Source organism: Rhizobium sp. PDO1-076 (assembly GCF_000247475.1).
Classification (GTDB): domain Bacteria; phylum Pseudomonadota; class Alphaproteobacteria; order Rhizobiales; family Rhizobiaceae; genus Allorhizobium.
Map to the genome: position 1 here is coordinate 1 of NZ_AHZC01000133.1, position 21053 is coordinate 21053.

Here is a 21053-nt window from a genome sequence, read left to right on the forward strand (position 1 = left end):
GTTGACGGCGCAAAGCTGGTCTTTGCTGCCACCGGCGATGCAGCGCTCGATCGCGATATCGTCGCGGCCGCGCGTGATGCGCGCATCCCCGCCAATGCCGTTGATCAGCCCGACTATTGTGACTTCTACACGCCTGCTCTGGTCAATCGCGCTCCGATCGCAGTGGCGATCGGTACAGAGGGCGTTGGGCCTGTTCTGGCGCAGATGATTCGTGCCGATATCGATCGGCTGCTGCCCCGTTCGCTGGGCAAACTGGGTCGTCTGGCCAATTCATACCGCGGTGCGGTCGATCGGTTGGTGCCCCGTGGCGTGGCTCGCCGTCTTTTCTGGCGTGATTTCTTCAAGGGCAAGGTCGCCGATTCGGTCGAGGCGGATGATGTCAGCCAGGCCCGCCGCGAGGCTACGCGACTGTTGCGAGCGACTGCTGCATCCGGGGTGGAGGGCCGCGTGTTCCTGGTCGGCGCCGGTCCGGGTGCTGAAGATCTGCTGACGCTGCGTGCGCACCGTTTGATGATGGAATGCGATGTCATCGTCTATGACGCACTTGTGCCGCGTGAAGTGGTCGATATGGGCCGGCGTGATGCCGACCGTATTCCGGTCGGCAAGCGCAAAGGCTGCCATTCCAAATCGCAGGACGAGATCAACGATCTGCTCGTCGAACTCGGTCGCGAGGGAAAGCGCGTGGTGCGCCTGAAATCCGGCGATCCGCTGATCTTTGGTCGGGCAGGGGAGGAAATGGCGGCGCTACGCGATGCCGGGATCCCTTATGAAATTGTCCCTGGCGTGACCTCGGCATTCGCCGCGGCTGCCGATTTTGAGCTGCCGCTGACGTTGCGCGGTGTATCGTCCTCGCTGGTCTTCACCACCGGTCACGATCTCAATGGTGATATTTTGCCGGACTGGGCCCGTCTTGCGCTGTCGGGCACAACGGTCGCCGTCTATATGGGTCGGACAGTTGCTGCTTCCGTCGCGGAACGGCTGATGGCCGCCGGCCTCGCAGAGGATACGACGGTCGCAGTCGTGGAGAATGCCGGCCGGCGTGACAGTCGGCGGATGCATGGCACCTTGAGGGAATTGCCCGGACTGGAGGCTCGAACGGAGCTGACCGGGCCGGTAATGGTAATCATCGGCGACGCTGTCGCCGGCGCCGACTTCAGCCGTTCCGAACCACTCGGAGCGCGCCAGTCGGCTGAACTTGAAAGCGTGAGGAACTGACCATGGCTGACAAAGTCTTGACCGCCAATCGGCTGACCGACGGGATCGCTGTCTGGCTTGATGCCAGCGGCCAGTGGACCGAACGTCTGCAGGATGCGTTTGTCGCGCGCCATGCGGAAGCTGTCGAGGCACTGGAAGTCGCCGGCAAGCAGGCTTTCGCCAGCAATCTCGTTGTCGATGTCAACATCATCGATATCGAAGAGAAAGACGGCCTTCTGCGTCCGCTGCGCCTTCGTGAACGCATCCGCGCCGAGGGTCCCACCATTGCTTATGCCGAGGGTCATGGTTATGCCGACCCCGCATTCATCGCCGCCTGAGGCCTGAGGTAAGACATGTATCGTTACGATGAATTCGACCACGCTTTCGTTTCGGCGCGCGTAGAGCAGTTTCGCGACCAGGTGAACCGCCGCCTCTCGGGAGAACTGGCCGAAGATGCCTTCAAGCCGCTTCGGCTGATGAACGGCGTCTATCTGCAACTGCACGCCTATATGCTGCGCGTCGCCATTCCCTATGGCACGCTGAACGCCAAACAGATGCGCATGCTCGCCCATGTCGCCCGCAAATATGATCGCGGTTATGGCCATTTCACCACCCGCCAGAACATCCAGTACAACTGGCCAAAATTGTCCGACACGCCTGATATCCTGAGCGAGCTTGCCAGCGTCGAAATGCACGCCATCCAGACCTCGGGCAACTGCATTCGCAACGTTACGGCCGACCATTTTGCCGGTGCTGCCGCTGACGAGGTCGCCGATCCGCGCCCCTACGCCGAGATCCTGCGCCAGTGGTCGTCGCTGCATCCCGAGTTTTCCTTCCTGCCGCGCAAGTTCAAGATCGCTGTTACCGGCGCCCCGAGCGACCGTGCGGCCATCCAGGTGCATGACATCGGCCTGCACCTGAAGAAGAACGAAGCGGGCGAACTCGGCTTTGCCGTCTATGTCGGCGGTGGCCAGGGCCGCACGCCGCTGATCGCCAAGAAGATCCGCGACTTTCTGCCGGAAGCTGACCTCCTGACCTATGTCACGGCGATTGTCCGCGTCTACAACCTCAATGGCCGCCGCGACAACAAGTACAAGGCTCGGATCAAGATCCTCGTGCATGAAACCGGCGCCGAGGAACTGACCCGTCAGGTCGAGGCCGAGTTCGACCAGATCCGCGACAGCGAACTGAAGTTGCCGGAGGCCGATATCCGGTCGATCGAAGCCTATTTCGCGCCGCCGGCACTTGCCGATCGTGCCGAAGGCTGGGAGGCCCTTGCCCGCGCCAAGAAGGCTGACGCAGCCTTTGCAGCTTGGGTTGGCCAGAACGTCCAGCCGCACAGCCATCCTGACTACGGCATGGTCACCATCTCCCTGAAGCCGATTGGCGGCACGCCGGGTGATGCATCGGATGCCCAGATGGATCTGGTTGCCGATATCGCCGAACGTTATGCCTTTGACGAGATCCGCGTCAGCCACGAGCAGAACCTGATCCTGCCGCATGTTGCCATGGGCGATCTCTACCCGGTCTATCAGGCACTGGAAAAGTCAGGTCTGGCCACCGCCAATGCCGGTTTGATCACCGACATGATTGCCTGTCCGGGCCTGGACTACTGCGCTTTGGCCAATGCTCGGTCGATCCCGGTGGCCCAGGAAATTTCGCTGCGCTTCGGCTCGCAGGCTCGCCAGGCTGAAATTGGTGAACTGAAGATCAAGATTTCCGGCTGCATCAATGCCTGCGGTCATCACCATGTCGGCCATATCGGCCTTCTGGGGGTCGAGAAGAAGGGTGCCGAACTCTATCAGATCACGCTCGGCGGTTCCGGTGACGAGAACTCGTCTATCGGTGAAATCATCGGCCGCGGCTTCGAGCCGGAAAAGGTGACCGACGCCATCGAGACCATCGTCGACACCTATCTCGGCCTGCGGCTTGATCCGAAGGAAACCTTCCTTCTGGCCTATCGTCGCGTCGGCCCAAAGCCGTTCAAGGATGCCCTCTACGGCGCGACGGCGGAAGCCGCGTAAGGATGATTGAGACCATGACCAAGATTTGGAAAGAAACCGGTTTCGTCGCCAAGGATGCCTGGGTCATCGAAACCGACGAGGTGAAGGCCGGCGAGGGCGAAACGCCGATCTATGCCCTCGACGCCTTTCTTGCCGCGGCAGCCGAGACAAATGGAGGTGGCTTGGGTGTTCTGGTCGCGCCGGCCGATGACGTGCAAAAGCTCGAACCGTATCTCGACCGCATTGCGCTGATTGCCATTGCCTTCCCGGCCTTCAGCGATGGTCGTGGTTTCAGCCATGCCGCCCTGCTGCGCGAACGCCTTGACTATCAGGGTGAATTGCGTGCCGTCGGCGACGTGTTGATCGATCAGGTGCCCTTGATGCTGCGCACCGGTTTTGACAGTTTTGCCGTGACCAACGAGACCGCGTTGAAACGGCTGGACGAACACTGTCTGATGGGCGTTGCCCAGCAATATCAGCCAACGGCCCGGTCTTCCAAGACGGTTGCCGGCTTTAGCTGGCGTCGGATCGGCTCGACCGGCGCCTGAAACATAATAAATAGCCTATGTGATGGTGGCGATTTGACCGGGGTCAAGGACGCTGCCTTTGCTTTCAGGCATCCCATGGCTGCAAAAACTGCATGCCGGCTGAATTGTGGAATGGCGAAGTCTGCTTTATAGGCTGCCCCACGCGACCGAACGATAGGACCGACAGCCTATGAATGCTCTTGTGAAGACCGACAATGCCGAAATGATCGTACCCGACGGCGTCTATGCCGAAACGGTCCTGAGCGTGACGCATTATACCGACCATCTGTTCCGCTTCCGCATGACCCGGCCGGCGGGTTTTCGCTTTCGCTCGGGCGAATTCGCCATGATCGGCCTGATGGTTGAGGGAAAGCCGATCTACCGGGCTTATTCCATTGCCAGCCCGTCCTGGGACGAAGAACTCGAATTTTTCTCGATCAAGGTTCAGGATGGTCCGCTGACCCAGCACCTGCAGCGGATCCAGCCGGGTGACAAGGTCCTGATGCGCAAGAAGTCGACCGGCACGCTGGTGCTCGACGCGCTGACCCCCGGCAAGCGGCTCTATATGTTTTCGACCGGTACCGGGATCGCGCCATTCGCCAGCCTGATCCGTGATCCGGAGACCTATGAAAAGTTCGAGGAAGTCATCCTCACCCACACCTGCCGCGACGTTGCCGAACTGAAATACGGTTTCGACCTTGTCGAGGAAATCAGGAACCATGAATTCCTGGCAGAACTCGTCGGCGACAAGCTGAAGCACTATGCGACCGTGACGCGCGAAAACTATCCGTTCATGGGCCGTATCACCGACCTGATGGAAAACGGCAAGATGTTTGCCGATCTCGGTGTGCCGGCGCTCGACCCGGCGATTGACCGCGGCATGATCTGCGGCTCGACAGCCATGCTGAAGGACACCAAGGCGATCCTTGAAAAGGCAGGCCTGACCGAAGGCGCGAACAACAAGCCAGCCGAATTCGTCATCGAGCGCGCCTTCGTCGGCTGAGTTCGAAACCTTAATGACTGTGACGAAAACGCCCGGCTTGTCCGGGCGTTTTCAATAAAGCGTGTCAGAGGAAGGCGTCAGTTTTCGCTGAGGTAGCCTATCAGGTTGGCCGTCGCGCGTTCAGCCTCGACGCTTTTATCCTGCTGGATAGCGCGGATCACCGCGACATGCAGCGCCACCGACCGGTCCATCTTTTCCACGGTCGCGGTGCTGTACCAGAGGCGTCTCGAATGCGTCTGCAGCGGCGCAAGCGCGGTGGTCAGGAAACAGTTCGGACAGGCGCTCTCGATCAGCACGTCGAAAACCTTGTCGGCCCTGAGGAAGGCATCGAAATCGCCGGCAGTCGCCGCGGTCGTCATGGCGGTGGCGCACTCGACAAGGGCGGACTTGACCTCGGCACTGGCAGATTCGGCCGCAAGCCGTACGGCATAGGGTTCGAGGCGTAAGCGAACCGCCATGATTGCGCGATGATCGTAGGGTTTGATCTCGGAGATCTGTAGCCCGACACGCGGACGGATCAACATCAGACCCTGCCATTCGAGTTTTTGAATGGCCTCCCTGACCGGCGTGCGCCCGAAACCAGAGGCCTCGATCAGTTCCCTTTCGCTGACCGTAGCACCCGGCTTGAGCCTTAGCATGACGATTTGCCGTTCAAGCTCCAGATAGGCGAGGTGGCTTTGCGAGGGGCTTTTTTTCTGCATGCGCGCTCCACTGATATACCAAGCTGTTGCATGTCGCAGATGCAATGGCAAGCAAGGCTAATATATCAAGCCCGCGGTCTGCGTTGATCCCGCCTGGAACGAGGTTTGGAATTTATGGCATTATTCGTGCCGCAAAGCCTCGATCGGGTTCAACTGCGCTGCGCGTCTCGCTGGAAAATAGCCGAAGACCATGCCGATGATTGCCGAGAAGGCAAAGGCCAGCAGAACGATCGACGGACTGGCGACAAACGGCACCGACATCAGGCTGACGGCCGTATAGGCGATCGTAAGCCCCAGCACTATGCCTACCACGCCGCCAAACACGGAGAGCGTCACGGCCTCGACGAGAAACTGCATCAGCACCTGGCTTTCCACTGCGCCTATCGCCAGCCGGATACCGATCTCGCGCGTCCGTTCGGTTACCGAAACCAGCATGATGTTCATGATGCCGATACCACCGACGAGCAGCGAAACAGCCGCCACGGCGCCGAGCAGGCCGGTCATCAATGTTGTCGTACCGGTCAGGGTGGCCGCCATCTGCGTCATGTCGTTGACGCTGAAATCGTCTTCGCGCCCGGCAACGATCTTGCGACGCTCCCTCAGCAACAATTCGACGCTGGCCTGTACCTTTGAGGTCGAGACGCCGTTTTCGGCCGACAGCATGATGCTGGAGACATCCTGCGATCCGCCGATTCGCCGCTGGAACACCTTGAGCGGCATCATCACAACATCGTCCTGGTCGCTGCCCATGCCGCTCTGGCCTTTTTTCGACAGCGTGCCGATGATCTCGCAGGCGACATTGTCGACTCGGATAGTCTGGTCTAGCGCCGGCGTCGAGCCGAACAGCTTGGAGCGCACAGTCTCCCCGATCAGGCAGACCGCCTGTCCACCGCGTTCTTCCGAGGCCAGGAAGGTACGGCCGGTTGCCAGCGTCCAGTCCTGAGCAACAAGATAGTCGCCGACCGTGCCCACAATGGTTGTTGCCCGGCTCTCTCCGCCGAAAATCACCGTCTGGCTCGATTGGTTGACGCCGGCGACAGCCCGCAATCCGCTGATCTGGTCGCGGATGGCTTCGACGTCGCGCTCGGAAAACTTCTTCGCATCGGCGCTGGCACGACCGGGACCGAACTGGCCGGGGCGGACAAACAGGAGATTGGTCCCGAGTTTGGAGATTTCCGACGTCACCTGTGCGGTCGTACCATTGCCGATCGTCACCATGGCGATGACAGCTGCAACACCGATCACGACCCCAAGCACGGTCAGGAACGATCGCAGCAGGTTGCGTGTGATGGCGCGAAGCGCAAGCTTGATCGTCTCAGTGAACATCGTCCGCCACCTCCGTTGTCTTGCTGTCGGACTGAAGATGCCCGTCGACAAAGCGCAGGGTGCGCTTGGCGTAGGCCGCGATGTCATCCTCATGCGTGACCATGATCACGGTGATCCCACGATCCCGGTTCAGCGACGTGATCAGGTCCATGATTTCGCGACTGGTGCGGGTGTCGAGATTGCCGGTGGGTTCATCTGCCAGCAGGATTGCCGGTTTGGTGACAATGGCGCGTGCGATCGCGACGCGTTGTTGCTGTCCGCCGGACAATTCCTGTGTGGTGTGGTTCTCGCGGCCAGCAAGGCCGACCTGGGCTAGCGCCTCGAGCGCCAGCTTGCGCCGCTCTCGCGCATCCATGCCACGATAGATCAGCGGCAATTCCACATTTTCCACAGCCGAGGTGCGCGCCAGCAGGTTGAAACCCTGGAAGACGAAGCCGAGCATGTGCCGACGCAGCAAGGTGTATTGCGATCGGTCAAACCCGGTCGTTTCCATGCCCTGGAACAGATACTGGCCCGAGCTTGGCACGTCGAGGAAGCCGAGAATGTTCATCGCGGTGGATTTGCCCGAACCCGATGGACCCATGATGGCGACGAATTCATGCGCCTCGATCGTCAGGTCAAGGCTGTCCAGGGCGCGGATCGTGGCCTCGCCGCGCCCATAGAGCTTGGAGATCTGGCGAAACTGGATCAGGGGAGCCGGGGCCATGGGGCGTCCTCAGCTCTTCTTTTCGGTGGAATCGGTCACCAGTTGATCGCCTTCGATTATATCGCCTTTCACCAGCACAGTGTTTTGACCATCACTGGCTCCGATCTCGACATTGACGGCGGCAGGCATACCATTGCGCAGGACCCAGACCGTGCGTTCGCTGCCGGTTGGCTGGGCGGTGGTTAGCGAGCCCATGCGCGGTGGGCGGAACAGGCTGAAGATGCCGCTGCCACCACCTGTGCGGGTGGCGACAACCGGCGGCGAATAGCGCAGCGCTGCGTTGGGAATGAGGAGCTGTCCGGAAAGCGCCTTCACCACGATATCGGCCGTCGCCGTCATGCCCTGGCGCAGCACCATGTCTTCATTGCGCACCGATAGGATTCCTTTATAGGTCACGACATCATTGACGGTCTCCGAGGCATAGCGCACCGAGGTGATTTCCGCCGGAAACCGTTGATCTGGGAAGGCATCGACGGTGAATGTCGCCGTTTGACCGACGGCCACCTGTCCGACATCGGCTTCGTCGATCGACACCTGCAGTTCCATTTCCCGCAGATCGCCGGCCAGCGTGAACAGGGTCGGTGCCTCCAGGGAGGCAGCGACGGTCGCACCGGGATCGACGTCGCGCGCAAGCACGATCCCGTCTATCGGCGAGACGATGGTCGCCTTGCTCAGCGATAGCTTCGACTGCTCGAGCGTGGCTTCGGCAGCAAGCACATTGGCCTCGGCACTCGCCTTGGTCGCCTCTGCAGCGTCATAGTTGTAGATTGCCGAATCCAGATCCTGCTGGCTCGATACACGGCTCGTGACCAGCGCCTTTTGCCGGTCGAGGCTTACCTTGGCAGACAGTCGGTCGGCTTCAGCCTTGGAAACACTGGCTTTCGCCGCCGCCAGCGCTGCTTCCGAACCTTTCAGTTCCGCCGTCAGCTTGTCTGTGTCGAGCCGCGCCAGCACTTCGCCCTTGGTCACCTGGGTGTTTTCCGCAACCAGCACCTCGCGCACAGTGCCGGACTGCTCGCTCGACACATCGACCTGCACTGTCGGTTCGACCGAACCCGTGGCGGTGACCATCACGGTGAGATCGCCCTTTTTCACCTCGGCGGTGGCATAGGTATAGGACGCAGTGCGCGTCGTCAGTGCATAGATGCCATAGGCGGCACCCGCGATGAGCAGCAGCGTGACAATCTTGAGGATCCAGCGAGGTTTTTTTCCACGCGGTGCGCCGATCAGCGCCTTCAGCTCCTCTACATTCGGGCCAGGGTCTTTGGAGCGGCTGTCTGTGTCGATCGTCACGAAGGCACCATTGTCATGTTGTTGCGCGGAGAGGATGCCGCTTCCCGCAGTTTTCATCTTGATTGAAATCAATTGCCGGGCGGCCTGCCGCTTCTGGTTGCGGTTTTTCCACGGATCGCGACAAAACCCCAGTGAATAATTGGTAAGGTTCGAACGGCGGCCGTTTGCACCGATCCGTTTGTATTCACATGAAAATGCTCAGGATGAAGGTCGCCAGAACGGCGATGCCGACGACGCCGAAAAAAGCGATCACTCCCAGTTCCGCCAAGGTCGGATCCTTGCGCATGCGCCGCAGCGTGCCCTCCAGCCGCGCATCCTCCTGACGCAGCACCATCTGCGTATCGGCAAGCTCGATCACGGCCGATATCACCTGCTCGACATCCCATCCCGCCCTGACACCGCGATTGACCATGTCGAGAAAGGCATCCTCCATCGCCTCCTGACACTCAATCGGGTGTACGGGATCTGATCTCTCAGTTTTTGGCGCGCGGATATGAGCCATGGATTTTTGCACTTCAGGAGCAATGGGCGTAATGTGGGGGTCGAAACACTGAGATCGGACTACACGGCCATGGCGGTCTGGTCCAGCGGTGAAACGGCAATGCCGCCAGCCATCCGGCGGAGAACCGGATGCTATAGCGTCTTCACGGCAACGGCCTGAGCCGAACACACTGATCTGATGATTGGGACTGGGCGAAGTTGGGAAGTGGTGAGAGGCGTGGGACTCGAACCCACGACCCGCGCATTAAAAGTGCGCTGCTCTACCAGCTGAGCTAGCCTCTCACACCATGTCCATCGCGCGACATTCCGACCATAAACCGCATCAAGCAGTCTAAAAATCATTGCTCAAACTGGCTGAGCCACGCTCCTCCATACAGGGTTTGTGCCCCGCCTTTGGAAGTGCGCGGAACATAGGCAGGCGACTCCATCCGGTCAACCGGAAAAATGCGTTCTCCGCAATGAAAAAGTCCTTTTGTCGCAACGAACGCAAAGGTGATTGGCAAGCCCCCTTTCTGCCGGATAGGAAAGGCGCCAATCCGTTTGCCGAATTTCATTCACTGTGGAGTTGCGTGTGTCGATCGCCGAGATTTCTTTCGTCAGCGCGCTTCTGGCGGGAGCTCTGTCCTTTCTCTCGCCCTGTGTTCTGCCGCTGGTGCCGCCCTATCTCTGTTACATGGCCGGCATTTCCGTCGATCAGTTCCGTGCCGGTGAAGAGACGCAGAATGCCGCCGCCCGCCGCACGGTTTTCCTGACATCGCTCGTCTTCACCCTTGGCTTTGCCACGGTCTTCGTCGCGCTCGGCGCTGGTGCCTCGACCATTGGCGGCCTGTTGCGCCAACATCTCGACCTGCTCGCCAAGATCGGCGGCGCCATCATCATCGTCATGGGCCTGAATTTCCTCGGTGTCTTCCGTCTTGGCTTCCTGTCGTCCGAAATGCGATTCGCGGGCGGCGGCAAGCCGGCGACCCTGTCGGGCGCCTATGTCATGGGGCTTGCCTTTGCCTTCGGCTGGACCCCGTGTATCGGTCCGGTCCTCGGGGCGATCCTCGGCGTCGCGGCCTCCAAGCAGACGGTGGGTGACGGCGCGCTTCTGCTCGCCATCTATTCCCTCGGGCTTGCCGTGCCATTCTGGATAGCGGCCGGTTTCTCCGGTGCCTTCATGCGATTCCTGGCGCGTTTCCGCCACCATCTCGGCCTGGTCGAGAAGATTATGGGCGGATTGCTGGTGGCGACGGGGCTTGCCTTCATCTTCGGCTACATTTCCGACATGGCCATCTGGTTTCAGCAAACCTTTCCAATCCTGTCGCAAATCGGCTAAGTCCCGATCAGGCTCATGCCTGCTTGCCGAGGAAGGCGCCGCCATGCAAGCGCCGGCCATGCAAGCGACGGGACGGCGCGATAGGAAGAGAGACTTTGCCGATGGCTGACATTGTCGCGCTGGTGCTGCCCTTTTTCGGACTGATCCTGATCGGCTATGTGTCCGGCAAGGTTGCCGACCATTCCGCCGGTGCGCTCGGTTGGCTGAATTTTTTCGTGATCTACGTCACATTGCCGGCCCTGTTCTTCAAGCTGGTCTCACGCACGCCGATCGAAGAACTCACCCGCGTGGATTTCATCGCCGCCGCCCTTGCGTCCACCTATACGATCTTCGTGCTGGTCTTTGCCATCGGCCGCTACATCCGCGGCAACACGGTTGCCGAATGCACCGTCCAGGCGCTGGCCGGTTGTTATGGCAATATCGGTTATATGGGGCCCGGCCTGGCGCTGCTTGCCTTTGGTGAGAAGGCGGCCGTGCCGGTGGCCTTGGTCTTCTGCTTTGAAAATGCAGCGCATTTCATCGCGGCTCCGGCCCTGATGGCCTTTGCCGGCGGCGACAGGCGGCCGCTCCTGCATCTGGCGCTCGATGTGGCGCGCAAGATCGTCACGCATCCCTTCATCATCGCAACACTGGTCGGCTTCGTCGCCGCGGCCTTTGCCTTCGAACCACCCGTCGCCCTGCAAAGGCTGATCGATTACCTGGCGCAGGCAGCCGCACCATGTGCGCTGTTTGCCATGGGCGTGACCTTGGCGTTGCGGCCGCTCAAGCGCATCCCGGTCGAGATCGGCTATATCGTGCCGATCAAGCTCGTGCTGCATCCGATCCTGGTCTATGTCGTCTTGAGCTTCGTCGGCAATTTCGATCCGCTCTGGCTCTACACGGCAATCCTGCTTGCCTCGCTGCCAACAGCCACCAATGTCTTCGTCATCGGCCAACAGTATGGCGTCTGGCAGGAGCGTGCCTCGGCAACGATCCTGATCACCACGGTGATCTCGGTTTTTTCCGTCTCAGCGCTGCTGTTTGCGATCAAGAGTGGCGTCTTACCGCCGGATCTTTTCCCGTAACACGTGCGGCAGGCTTTTCAGTCCGCGACCGGGTGCCACGCCTTCCTGCATGACCAGATTGCGCAGCGGTGCAAAACTTGCCAGCACCTGCAGGCCCGCCGCCCGCATCATCTGCACCGGCAGCAGGCCAGAGAGCAGCGAGCGGTTCAAAAGGTCGACGCTGACGGTCCGGCTGGAAATATCGAGCCGCCGCTTGCGGTCGAAGCGATCACCGGCCGTGGCCTTGATCTGATCGCCGTTGCGGTCGATCAGGATGTCTTCGAGCGCTGCAATATCACGAAGGCTGAGATTGAGCCCCTGTGCACCGATCGGCGGGAAGGCATGACCTGCTTCGCCGATGAAGGCCGCGCGGCTCCGGCCGTAGTGGTTGGCAGTCATACCCGACAGCGGCCACGCCTGAACTCCATCTTCAACGGTCACCTTGCCGAGCAGTGACTGCATCCGGCTTTCCACCTCTGCCGACAGGCCAGCCGTATCGAGGGCGAGCAGGCGCTCGGCTTCGGTGGGTGTAACGACCCAGACAAGGCTGGAGCGCAGGCCCGGCAGAGGCACTTGTGTGAATGGACCCGATTCCGTGTGGAACTCGGTCGAGGCGTTCTGGTGCGGCAGCGTGTGGCCAAAGTTCAATACCACGGCCGTCTGCGGGTAGGACCAGGTCTTTACCCCGACGCCGGCGCTGTCGCGGGTTTTCGACTTGCGGCCATCGGCGCCGATGACGAAGTCCGCCGTGATGATCTCGTCCTTCGGCAGGCTCACGCTCACAAGATCCTCGGCGATCTCGATCGCGTCTGCCGCCACGGAAAAGCGCTCGATCATCGGTTCCGTCGAAACGGCCTGCGAAAGCGCTGCAACCAGCGCGGCATTCGGAATGTTGAAGCCGAAGGCCGGAAGGTCGATTTCGGCGCTGCGGAAGGCAACCGTCGGCGCGCGCAGCAGGCGCTTTGTCCCGTCGATAATCTGCATCGTCGACAGTGCTGCCGCCTCGTTCCGCAGGTCGGTCCAGAGGCCGAGGCGCTCCATCATCGTCAGCGATTGATGCATCAGCGCGGTGGTTCGCCGGTCCAATCCATTGGGCTGCGGACCGATCAGCGCCACGCGCCGGCCGCCGCGCGCCATGGCGATGGCGGCGATCTGGCCGGCAGGGCCAGCACCAATGATGGCGATGTCGTAGTGTTTCATGGTCTTCGCGTCCAATCAGGAAAACTCATCTGCTATTTAGAGCGCTTGGCCGGCGAAATCCATGGGCCGTTTTGGCGCAGTCCGTCCGTCCATGCTTGTCTTGGCGCGGTCGTTGTTTTTGCGGTAAAACCGGCCGCATTTTCTGTCCTCTGTTGCAAATGACAGGATTTCATCGGATACCGAGGTCACCGGACGGCTGATAGCTTGGAGCAGGGATGAAGATCTTCAATTACAAACGGGTTCCCTACGCGGAAATCCGCGCGTTTTCGGTCCACATCCTGACCGCGTCGGGTTCATTTCTGGCTTTTCTGGGCGTGGTTGCAGCGGCTGAACATCGCTTCGTCGATATGTTCTGGTGGCTTGGCTTGGCGCTTCTGGTCGACGGCATCGATGGCCCGATCGCGCGCAAGGTACGCGTCAAGGAAGTGCTGCCCAACTGGTCGGGCGATACGCTCGACAATATCATCGACTACGTCACCTATGTTCTGCTGCCGGCATTTGCCCTCTATCAGAGTGGCATGATCGGTGAACCCTGGTCCTTCGTCGCCGCCGGCCTGATCGTGGTTTCCAGCGCGATCTATTACGCCGACATGGGCATGAAGACGGATGAATATTTCTTCTCAGGCTTTCCCGTGGTCTGGAACATGTTGGTCTTTACGCTCTTCGTTATCGATGCGAGCGCGACAACGGCGCTTGTTGCTGTTCTGGTCTCGGTCTTCCTGACCTTCCTGCCGATCTATTTCCTTCATCCGGTCCGCGTCAAACGACTGCGTGGGCTCAACATGGTGGTGTTTCTGCTCTGGTGCGCCTTTGGCGGATATGCGCTTCTGTTGCATTTCGACACCCCGTCCTGGGTCGTTGCAGGCACGGTTATCACGGGTCTTTATCTCTACCTGATCGGCGGAATCCTGCAGTTTTTCCCGAGCCTTGGACGCTCCGCAGACTAGTGCTGCAACCTTGCCTGCGCAAAACCAAAAAAAACTCCTGCCTATATATTGTGCGGCGCGGCAAACCGGTTATGAATTGAGCTTCGGACCGGGCGCAAGACCCGGCCTGGGAGCTTGGCAATGCAAGGGGGACATGTGGCGAACGACCAATCGACAGGCGAATTGCCGCTTCTGTCCGTGCGTAGCCTCAGCAAGCTGTTCGGCAGCTTCAAGGCCTGCGACGGCATCGATCTCGATATCGGCCACGGTGAGATCCACGCGCTTCTCGGCGAAAATGGCGCGGGAAAATCCACCCTCGTCAAGATGCTGTTCGGCATCCTCGCCCCGTCGGCGGGTTCGATTTCCTGGCAGGGGACAGACACGCTGGTCGCCAATCCGGCAGCGGCCCGCCGTCTTGGCATCGGCATGGTGTTTCAACATTTTTCGCTGTTCGAAGCACTGACGGTTGCGGAAAACATCGCTTTGTCGCTCGACGAGAAGATCTCAATTGCGGACCTGTCGAAGAAGGCGGCCGAACTCTCGATCGCCTATGGTCTGCCGCTCGATCCCGACGCCCACGTTGCCGATCTGTCGGTCGGTGAACGCCAACGCATCGAGATCGTTCGCGCCCTCCTGCAAAATCCCAAGCTGATCATTCTTGATGAGCCGACATCGGTTCTGACGCCGCAGGAAGCCGATCGCTTGTTCGAGACCTTGTTCAAGCTGAGGGCCGAAGGCCGCTCGGTTCTGTATATCAGTCACAGATTGGAAGAGGTTCAGCGCATTTGCGACCGGGCGACTGTCCTGCGTCATGGCAAGGTTACCGGCGTCTGCGATCCGCGCCAGGAAACTCCAGCTTCGCTCGCCCGCATGATGGTCGGTGCCGAGGTTGCCGGCGTCGAAAAAGTCGAGCCGCCGGCCGACGGCGCCCTGCAGCTTGAAGTCACAAGCTTGTCGGTAAGCCCTCGCTCACCCTTTGCCATGCCGCTCAAGTCTGTGTCGATGACGGTGCGTGCCGGCGAAGTTCTGGCGATCGCCGGTGTTGCCGGCAATGGACAGAGTGAACTGTTTGATGCGCTGTCGGGCGAATATCCGGTCGAAAGCGCCGATTCGATCCGCATTCGCGGCCAATCCGTCGGCCGCCTCGGCATCAATGCACGCCGTCTGCTCGGCGCCGGCTTCGTTCCCGAGGAGCGTCATGGCCATGCCGCCGTGCCGGCGATGAGCCTTTCGGAGAACCTGTTCCTGTCGCGCAATGCCTCCGATCGCAAGGCTTACCTCGCCGGCGGAAAACTTGGGTTGATTCGCCACGGCCTCGTGCAACAGGCGGCACGCCGCATTTCGGAAATGATGGATGTGCGCAAGAGCGGCGATGATCCAGCCGCAGGCTCGCTGTCGGGTGGCAATCTGCAGAAATTCATCGTCGGGCGCGAACTCGACCGCCAGCCGTCCGTACTGGTCGTCAACCAGCCGACCTGGGGTGTCGATGCCGGTGCGGCAAGCCGTATCCGCCAGGCGCTGGTCGATCTCGCCAAGAGTGGTTCGGCGGTCGTGGTGATCAGCCAGGATCTCGACGAAATCTTTGAAGTGGCGACCAGCATTGCGGCGATCTCCGAGGGAAAACTGTCTCAGGCCCATCCGGCCGGCAGCATGAACCGTGAAAAGATCGGCATCCTCATGGGTGGCATGCATGGTTTGGAGACAGCGCATGCGCATTGAACTTGAACGCCGCCCGCGCCAGTCGGCGCTGTTTGCCATTGTGTCGCCCTTGCTGGCACTGGCGCTTACGGTCGTCTTTGGCGGCATCATGTTTGCGCTGCTCGGCAAGGATCCTGTTTCTGCGCTTTACAGCTTTTTCATCGAACCGCTTCTCGAGGTCTGGTCGCTGCATGAACTGGCAATCAAGGCCGGTCCGCTGATCCTGATCGCTGTCGGCCTCTCGGTCTGTTACCGCTCCAACAACTGGAATATCGGCGCAGAAGGCCAGTTCACCGTCGGCGCGATCACCGGTTCGCTTCTGCCGATCGTCTTCTACGAATGGCATTCGCCATTGCTGCTTCCGCTGATGATGGTCATGGGCGCGCTGGGTGGCGCCGCCTATGCCGGCATTCCGGCACTGCTCAAGACCCGGTTCAACACCAACGAGATTCTAACCAGCCTGATGCTGGTCTATATCGCCCAGCTTTTCCTCGACTGGCTGGTGCGCGGCGCTTGGCGTGATCCGGGCGGCTACAACTTCCCGCAGAGCCGCAGCTTTGTCAGCGAAGCCGTGCTACCGGAAATCCTCTCCTCGTCCGGCCGCGCCCATTGGGGTTTTGCCTTCGCGCTGATTGCCGCGGTCGCCGTCTGGCTGATGATGCGCTACACGCTGAAGGGCTTTCAGATCGTCGTCCTCGGCCAGTCCGAGCGGGCAGGGCGTTTTGCCGGCTTCTCCTCGCGCGGCATGGTCTGGTTCTCGATGTTGTTTTCCGGTGCACTGGCCGGTCTCGCCGGCATTTCCGAAGTCTCCGGCTCCATCGGCCACCTGCAGCCGTCGATCTCGCCCGGCTATGGCTTCACCGCGATCATCGTCGCCTTCCTCGGACGTCTCAATCCGCTCGGCATCGTCGCCGCGGGGCTGGTGTTGGCACTGACCTATCTGGGTGGTGAGGGCGCGCAGCTGTCGATCGGCGTTTCCGACAAGGTGACCCGCGTTTTCCAGGGGCTGCTGCTGTTCTTCGTGCTCTCCTGCGACACGCTCATTCTCTACAAGGTGCGCATCGTCTTTGATCGTGGCCGCAAGCTTGCCGGCAGGAGCGCATCATGATTATTGAAGCGATCCTGCTGACCGTCATCACCGCCTCGACGCCGCTGGTCATCGCTGCGCTCGGCGAACTGGTCACCGAGCGCTCAGGCGTGCTCAATCTCGGCGTCGAAGGCATGATGATCATCGGCGCCGTCTGCGCCTTTGCCGCAGCCCAGGCATCCGGCTCTCCCTTCATCGGCGTTCTGGCAGGTGTTGCGGCGGGGGCGGCCTTCTCGTTGCTCTTCGGCTTCCTGACGCTCACCCTGGTGGCAAATCAGGTCGCCACCGGCCTCGCCCTGACCATTCTCGGCCTGGGCGTCTCCGGCATGGTCGGCGAGAGCCTGGTCGGCGTGCCCGGCGTCAAGTTGGCCCCGATCGCCATTCCCGTGCTGGCCGACATCCCGATTGTCGGGCCGCTGTTCTTCAAGCAGGACATCATCTTCTATCTGTCGATCGCCCTGGTGGTCGGGGTCAACTGGTTCCTGTTCAAGAGCCGTGCCGGCCTGAAACTGCGTGCCATCGGCGACAGCCATGGTTCGGCCCATACACTGGGCCTGCCGGTCATCCGCACGCGGTATCTCGCGGTCATGTTCGGCGGCGCCTGTGCCGGTCTTGCCGGCGCCCAGCTGTCGCTGGTCTACACACCGCAATGGGTGGAAAACATGTCTGCCGGTCGCGGCTGGATCGCGCTGGCGCTGGTCGTCTTTGCCGCCTGGCGGCCTTGGCGCCTGCTGGCCGGCGGCTATCTCTTCGGCGCCGTGACCATCGGCCAGCTGCATGCCCAGGCCTTCGGCATCGGTCTTCCCTCGCAGTTTCTCTCGGCGCTACCCTATGCCGCGACCATTGTCGTCCTGATCATTATCTCCCATAATCGGCGCACGACGCTGATCAATACACCGGCGTCCCTGGGCAAGCCCTTCGTGCCGGATCGTTAAACGAAAACAAAAGCTTCAATCTAACCAGACAGGGGTACATCATGAAGAAATTTCTCCTCGCGCTTGCCGCCTCGGCAGCAGCGCTTGCTGCGGTCGCAGCACCGGCCTCCGCCCAGGACAAGACGAAGATCTGCTTCGTCTATGTCGGCACCAAGACCGACGGCGGCTGGACCCAGGCGCATGACATCGGCCGCCAGGAACTGCAGGCCCATTTCGGCGACAAGATCGAGACGCCGTTCCTGGAAAGCGTTCCGGAAGGACCAGACGCCGAGCGCGCCATCGAGCGCATGGCCCGTTCCGGCTGCGCGATGGTCTTCTCCACCTCGTTTGGCTTCATGGATGCGACGCTGAAGGTTGCCGAAAAATTCCCGGACGTGAAGTTCGAACATGCGACCGGCTACAAGACAGCGGCCAATGTCGCGACCTACAACTCGCGCTTCTATGAAGGCCGCTTCATCAACGGCCAGATCGCCGGCAAGATGTCGAAGAAGGGTGTAGCCGGCTACATTGCGTCGTTCCCGATCCCGGAAGTGGTGGGCGGCATCAATGCCTTCCTGCATGGTGCGCGTACAGTGAACCCTGAATTCAAGTTGAAGGTCATCTGGGTCAACACCTGGTTCGACCCCGGCAAGGAAGCCGACGCAGCCAAGGCGCTGATCGACCAGGGCGTTGACATCCTGACCCAGCATACCGACACCACGGCACCGATGCAGGTTGCACAGGAACGCGGCATCCAGGCATTCGGTCAGGCGTCTGACATGATTGCCGCTGGTCCGACCGCCCAGCTCAGCTCAATCGTCGACACCTGGGGCGCCTACTATATCAAGCGCACTCAGGCCGTGATCGACGGCACCTGGGCCAGCCAGCAGACTTTCGATGGTCTCAAGGACGGTATCCTGACCATGGCGCCGTTCACCAATATGCCGGACGACGTCAAGGCGATGGCAACAGACACCATGACCAAGATCAAGGCAGGCGAACTGAAGCCCTTCACGGGCCCAATCAACAAGCAGGATGGCACGCCGTGGCTGAAGGATGGCGAGTCGGCCGACGACGGCACCATTCTCGGCATGAACTTCTACATTGAAGGTGTAGACGACAAGCTGCCGCAATAATCGGTCGGACTTTGCCGTTGAGATCACGGAAAGGGCGCCTCGGCGCCCTTTCTTTGTTGTGGATATACAAAAATACGGAAATGCTAAGATACTGACCTTGCGGATGGTGTGCATTGCTACGAGAAGCCTTCAGAACGTAGCGAATCGCAAAGACACAAGGGAGCACAGGCATGCGCAAGGAAGCGATTGCCGGCTGGTTATTGGCCTCGAAGCCACGGACGAACCACGCCCGGGTCGTCGAGCAGCTTGGCCTGGCGATCGTCGCTGGTGAATTTGCCGTCGGCGATGTTCTGCCTGGCGACCCGGAACTGCAGCAGCGTTTTGAGGTTTCGCGGTCCGTCCTGCGCGAGGCGATGAAGACGCTGGCGGCCAAGGGCCTGGTCGTGGCGAAATCGCGCATCGGCACCCGTGTAACAGATCAGTGCTATTGGAACCTGCTGGATGAGGACGTCCTGCGCTGGCATTTCAGCAGTGGCGTATCGGCGGTATTTATCGACCAACTCTATGACATTCGCCTGTTGCTGGAACCTGCGGCGGCAGCTTACGCGGCGCAGAGGGCGACGGCCGAAGACTGTGCCGAATTGCGCAGTTTAGCGGCAAAGCTCGGTTCTCCGGAATTCGATTGGCAGTCCCAGGTGGAAGCCGATCTCTGTTTCCATCTGCTCCTGTTGCTCGTCGGTGGAAACCCGTTCATGGAAAGCATGGTCGGCTTCATTCGCGCGGCGCTCGAAGGAGCGTTTACGTTGGCGTTGAAGCCGCCCGTGCCGAACCGAGATGCCGAAATGCGCGATACCCATATGGCAATCGTTGAGGCGGTGGAGCGCGGCGATGTGGATGCGGCAAGGGCGGCGATGGAAAACGTCGTTCAGCTTGGTCGGCGAAGTGCGATTTATGCGGTCGAACGGGTGCACACTTCCTGACCGGCACTGCTTTTCAGCTTGCGGCCACGAGAGCGGCTCGCTAGTGAAATTTCATTGCAGCAACGCCCGGAGTTTTTCATGGCACGCAGATGTCTCGCCGTCATTCTTGCCGCTGGCGACAGCACCCGGATGAAATCTTCCATGTCGAAGGTGCTTCATCCGGTGGCCGGACGGCCGATGATCGCCCATGTCATGGCCTCCATTGCCGCCTCCGGCATCAATGACGTCGCCCTTGTCGTCGGGCGGGACGCCGAGCGGGTGGCAAAGGCGGGCAGCCTCGACGGCATGACCGTGGAGAGTGTCCTGCAGGTTGAGCGGCTGGGCACCGGCCATGCCGTCTTGATGGCCCGCGACGCGATCGCGCGCGGCTATGACGAGATTTTGGTGGCCTACGGTGATGTGCCGCTGATTACGCCTGGACCGCTCCTGGCTGCACGCGAGGCGCTGGCCGATGGTGCGGATGTCGCCGTCATCGGCTTTCATACGCTAAACCCGACCGGCTATGGACGCCTGCTGGTTGAAGACGGTGAGCTGGTGGCGATCCGTGAGGAAAAGGACGCAACCGACGCCGAGCGTGCCGTCACCTGGTGCAACAGCGGTCTGATGGCCATCAATGGCCGCAAGGCACTCGACCTCCTGTCGCGCATCGGCAACACCAATGCCAAGGGTGAATATTATCTGACCGACCTCGTCGAGATCGCCCGTTCGCTCGGTGGCCGGGCCGTTGCCGTCGATGCACCGGAAAGTGAACTCACCGGCTGCAACAACCGCGCCGAACTTGCAGTCATTGAACGCCTCTGGCAGGAGCGTCGCCGCCATGAATTGATGCTCTCCGGAGTCACCATGATTGCCCCCGAAACCGTCTTCCTCAGCCACGATACCCAGATCGGCCAGGATGCGCTAATCGAGCCGAATGTCGTCTTCGGCCCAGGTGTCGTCGTCGAGGGTGGGGCCGTCATCCATGCATTCTCGCATCTCGAAGGTGCCTACGTCGCGACCGGCGCCACGGTAGGTCCCTATGCGCGTCTACGCCCCGGTGCAAATCTGGCCGAGGGGTCCAAGGTCGGCAATTTCTGCGAGGTCAAGAAGGCCGAGATCGGCAAGGGTGCCAAGGTCAACCACTTGACCTATATCGGCGATGCTTTTGTTGGTGCCGAGAGCAACATCGGCGCCGGCACGATCACCTGCAATTATGATGGCGTCAACAAGCACGAGACGCGGATCGGCGAACGCGCCTTCATCGGATCCAACTCGTCGCTGGTTGCGCCAGTCACCATCGGCGATGGTGCTCTGGTCGCGTCTGGCAGTGTCATCACCAAGGATGTGCCGGCTGATGCACTGGCCTTCGGCCGCTCACGGCAGGAGATGAAGCCCGGCGGCGCCGTGAAGATTCGCGAGAAGAACCTAGCGATCAAGGCAACAAAGAAGGCCGGCAACTAAGTCTTGTATCGCAATGCGTTCACCATTGCTGCATTGCGTTACGTTACGAAATGCAATTTGACCTCACCGAAGATTGCGCATTCCGGCAAAACCGGTAGGACTGACGCAAATTATTGA

At 60.5% G+C, this 21053-nt stretch carries 20 protein-coding genes and 1 tRNA gene; 14 read left to right on the forward strand and 7 right to left on the reverse strand.

Going from position 1 to position 21053, the window contains the following annotated elements:
- From cysG to PDO_RS09590, 5 genes are all read left to right on the forward strand, one after another.
- The coding region (gene cysG / locus PDO_RS09570) for a siroheme synthase CysG (protein WP_007600996.1) at window positions 1–1215 on the forward strand (1215 nt) is incomplete at its 5' end.
- Between the two features lie 2 nt (window positions 1216–1217).
- Complete coding sequence (locus PDO_RS09575) at window positions 1218–1532, forward strand: DUF2849 domain-containing protein (protein ID WP_007600998.1); 315 nt, start codon at window positions 1218–1220, stop codon at window positions 1530–1532.
- 15 nt (window positions 1533–1547) lie between these two features.
- Window positions 1548–3218 carry a nitrite/sulfite reductase gene (locus tag PDO_RS09580; protein ID WP_007601000.1) on the forward strand — a complete coding sequence of 557 codons (1671 nt, stop codon included), beginning with the start codon at window positions 1548–1550 and terminating at the stop codon, window positions 3216–3218.
- Window positions 3219–3232: 14 nt separating this feature from the next.
- Window positions 3233–3745 carry a DUF934 domain-containing protein gene (locus PDO_RS09585; RefSeq protein ID WP_007601002.1) on the forward strand — a complete coding sequence of 171 codons (513 nt, stop codon included), beginning with the start codon at window positions 3233–3235 and terminating at the stop codon, window positions 3743–3745.
- A 169-nt stretch (window positions 3746–3914) separates the two neighbouring features.
- Window positions 3915–4727: a ferredoxin--NADP reductase gene (locus PDO_RS09590; RefSeq protein ID WP_007601004.1), complete on the forward strand. Its 813-nt coding sequence runs from the start codon at window positions 3915–3917 to the stop codon at window positions 4725–4727.
- 77 nt (window positions 4728–4804) lie between these two features.
- On the opposite strand, the gene PDO_RS09595 is transcribed toward PDO_RS09590, so the two are convergent.
- The 6 genes from PDO_RS09595 to PDO_RS09620 form a co-directional block, all read right to left on the reverse strand.
- Window positions 4805–5428 (reverse strand): GntR family transcriptional regulator, encoded by a 624-nt coding sequence (locus PDO_RS09595; RefSeq protein ID WP_007601006.1) that lies wholly within the window; start codon window positions 5426–5428, stop codon window positions 4805–4807.
- 120 nt (window positions 5429–5548) lie between these two features.
- The gene (locus PDO_RS09600) at window positions 5549–6754 is read right to left on the reverse strand and encodes an ABC transporter permease (protein WP_007601008.1); all 1206 of its coding nucleotides are present in this window, start codon (window positions 6752–6754) and stop codon (window positions 5549–5551) included.
- The gene (locus PDO_RS09605) at window positions 6744–7460 is read right to left on the reverse strand and encodes an ABC transporter ATP-binding protein (RefSeq protein ID WP_007601010.1); all 717 of its coding nucleotides are present in this window, start codon (window positions 7458–7460) and stop codon (window positions 6744–6746) included. The genes PDO_RS09600 and PDO_RS09605 overlap by 11 nt, the downstream gene beginning before the upstream one ends.
- 9 nt (window positions 7461–7469) lie before the next feature.
- Window positions 7470–8747 carry an efflux RND transporter periplasmic adaptor subunit gene (locus tag PDO_RS09610; protein WP_037073257.1) on the reverse strand — a complete coding sequence of 426 codons (1278 nt, stop codon included), beginning with the start codon at window positions 8745–8747 and terminating at the stop codon, window positions 7470–7472.
- Between the two features lie 190 nt (window positions 8748–8937).
- Window positions 8938–9186 (reverse strand): hypothetical protein, encoded by a 249-nt coding sequence (locus tag PDO_RS09615; protein ID WP_007601012.1) that lies wholly within the window; start codon window positions 9184–9186, stop codon window positions 8938–8940.
- Window positions 9187–9460: 274 nt separating this feature from the next.
- Window positions 9461–9536, reverse strand: a tRNA-Lys gene (locus PDO_RS09620).
- Window positions 9537–9825: 289 nt separating this feature from the next.
- Here PDO_RS09620 and PDO_RS09625 point away from each other — a divergent pair.
- Both PDO_RS09625 and PDO_RS09630 read left to right on the forward strand, forming a co-directional pair.
- The gene (locus PDO_RS09625) at window positions 9826–10572 is read left to right on the forward strand and encodes a cytochrome c biogenesis CcdA family protein (RefSeq protein WP_007601013.1); all 747 of its coding nucleotides are present in this window, start codon (window positions 9826–9828) and stop codon (window positions 10570–10572) included.
- 101 nt (window positions 10573–10673) lie between these two features.
- On the forward strand, window positions 10674–11636 hold the full coding sequence (locus PDO_RS09630) for an AEC family transporter (RefSeq protein WP_007601014.1): 963 nt from the start codon (window positions 10674–10676) through the stop codon (window positions 11634–11636).
- On the opposite strand, the gene PDO_RS09635 is transcribed toward PDO_RS09630, so the two are convergent.
- On the reverse strand, window positions 11613–12815 hold the full coding sequence (locus PDO_RS09635; RefSeq protein ID WP_007601015.1) for a UbiH/UbiF family hydroxylase: 1203 nt from the start codon (window positions 12813–12815) through the stop codon (window positions 11613–11615). The two genes, PDO_RS09630 and PDO_RS09635, sit on opposite strands and share 24 nt — an antisense overlap.
- Before the next feature lie 215 nt (window positions 12816–13030).
- Between PDO_RS09635 and pcsA the strand changes: the two genes are divergently transcribed.
- The 7 genes from pcsA to glmU all read left to right on the forward strand — a co-directional run bounded on the left by pcsA (window position 13031) and on the right by glmU (window position 20936).
- Entirely contained in the window at window positions 13031–13762 is a 732-nt protein-coding gene (gene pcsA / locus PDO_RS09640) for a phosphatidylcholine synthase (RefSeq protein ID WP_007601016.1), read from the forward strand.
- 120 nt (window positions 13763–13882) lie between these two features.
- Complete coding sequence (locus PDO_RS09645; protein ID WP_007601017.1) at window positions 13883–15460, forward strand: ABC transporter ATP-binding protein; 1578 nt, start codon at window positions 13883–13885, stop codon at window positions 15458–15460.
- Window positions 15450–16547, forward strand: coding sequence for an ABC transporter permease (locus tag PDO_RS09650; RefSeq protein WP_007601018.1), 1098 nt, complete (start codon window positions 15450–15452; stop codon window positions 16545–16547). The genes PDO_RS09645 and PDO_RS09650 overlap by 11 nt, the downstream gene beginning before the upstream one ends.
- Window positions 16541–17461, forward strand: coding sequence for an ABC transporter permease (locus PDO_RS09655; RefSeq protein WP_037073247.1), 921 nt, complete (start codon window positions 16541–16543; stop codon window positions 17459–17461). The genes PDO_RS09650 and PDO_RS09655 overlap by 7 nt, the downstream gene beginning before the upstream one ends.
- Window positions 17462–17502: 41 nt before the next feature.
- Complete coding sequence (locus PDO_RS09660) at window positions 17503–18576, forward strand: BMP family ABC transporter substrate-binding protein (protein ID WP_007601022.1); 1074 nt, start codon at window positions 17503–17505, stop codon at window positions 18574–18576.
- A 170-nt stretch (window positions 18577–18746) separates the two neighbouring features.
- Window positions 18747–19496: a FadR/GntR family transcriptional regulator gene (locus tag PDO_RS09665; protein WP_007601024.1), complete on the forward strand. Its 750-nt coding sequence runs from the start codon at window positions 18747–18749 to the stop codon at window positions 19494–19496.
- Between the two features lie 78 nt (window positions 19497–19574).
- On the forward strand, window positions 19575–20936 hold the full coding sequence (gene glmU, locus PDO_RS09670) for a bifunctional UDP-N-acetylglucosamine diphosphorylase/glucosamine-1-phosphate N-acetyltransferase GlmU (RefSeq protein ID WP_007601026.1): 1362 nt from the start codon (window positions 19575–19577) through the stop codon (window positions 20934–20936).
- The last annotated feature ends 117 nt before the right edge of the window (window positions 20937–21053 follow it).

Coding starts and splice junctions, on each gene's coding strand:
- PDO_RS09575 (WP_007600998.1), top strand. CDS start 1,218: ATGGCTGACAAAGTCTTGACCGCCAATCGGCTGACCGACGGGATCGCT.
- PDO_RS09580 (WP_007601000.1), top strand. CDS start 1,548: ATGTATCGTTACGATGAATTCGACCACGCTTTCGTTTCGGCGCGCGTA.
- PDO_RS09585 (WP_007601002.1), top strand. CDS start 3,233: ATGACCAAGATTTGGAAAGAAACCGGTTTCGTCGCCAAGGATGCCTGG.
- PDO_RS09590 (WP_007601004.1), top strand. CDS start 3,915: ATGAATGCTCTTGTGAAGACCGACAATGCCGAAATGATCGTACCCGAC.
- PDO_RS09595 (WP_007601006.1), bottom strand. CDS start 5,428: ATGCAGAAAAAAAGCCCCTCGCAAAGCCACCTCGCCTATCTGGAGCTT.
- PDO_RS09600 (WP_007601008.1), bottom strand. CDS start 6,754: ATGTTCACTGAGACGATCAAGCTTGCGCTTCGCGCCATCACACGCAAC.
- PDO_RS09605 (WP_007601010.1), bottom strand. CDS start 7,460: ATGGCCCCGGCTCCCCTGATCCAGTTTCGCCAGATCTCCAAGCTCTAT.
- PDO_RS09615 (WP_007601012.1), bottom strand. CDS start 9,186: ATGGAGGATGCCTTTCTCGACATGGTCAATCGCGGTGTCAGGGCGGGA.
- PDO_RS09630 (WP_007601014.1), top strand. CDS start 10,674: ATGGCTGACATTGTCGCGCTGGTGCTGCCCTTTTTCGGACTGATCCTG.
- PDO_RS09635 (WP_007601015.1), bottom strand. CDS start 12,815: ATGAAACACTACGACATCGCCATCATTGGTGCTGGCCCTGCCGGCCAG.
- pcsA (WP_007601016.1), top strand. CDS start 13,031: ATGAAGATCTTCAATTACAAACGGGTTCCCTACGCGGAAATCCGCGCG.
- PDO_RS09645 (WP_007601017.1), top strand. CDS start 13,883: ATGCAAGGGGGACATGTGGCGAACGACCAATCGACAGGCGAATTGCCG.
- PDO_RS09650 (WP_007601018.1), top strand. CDS start 15,450: ATGCGCATTGAACTTGAACGCCGCCCGCGCCAGTCGGCGCTGTTTGCC.
- PDO_RS09660 (WP_007601022.1), top strand. CDS start 17,503: ATGAAGAAATTTCTCCTCGCGCTTGCCGCCTCGGCAGCAGCGCTTGCT.
- PDO_RS09665 (WP_007601024.1), top strand. CDS start 18,747: ATGCGCAAGGAAGCGATTGCCGGCTGGTTATTGGCCTCGAAGCCACGG.
- glmU (WP_007601026.1), top strand. CDS start 19,575: ATGGCACGCAGATGTCTCGCCGTCATTCTTGCCGCTGGCGACAGCACC.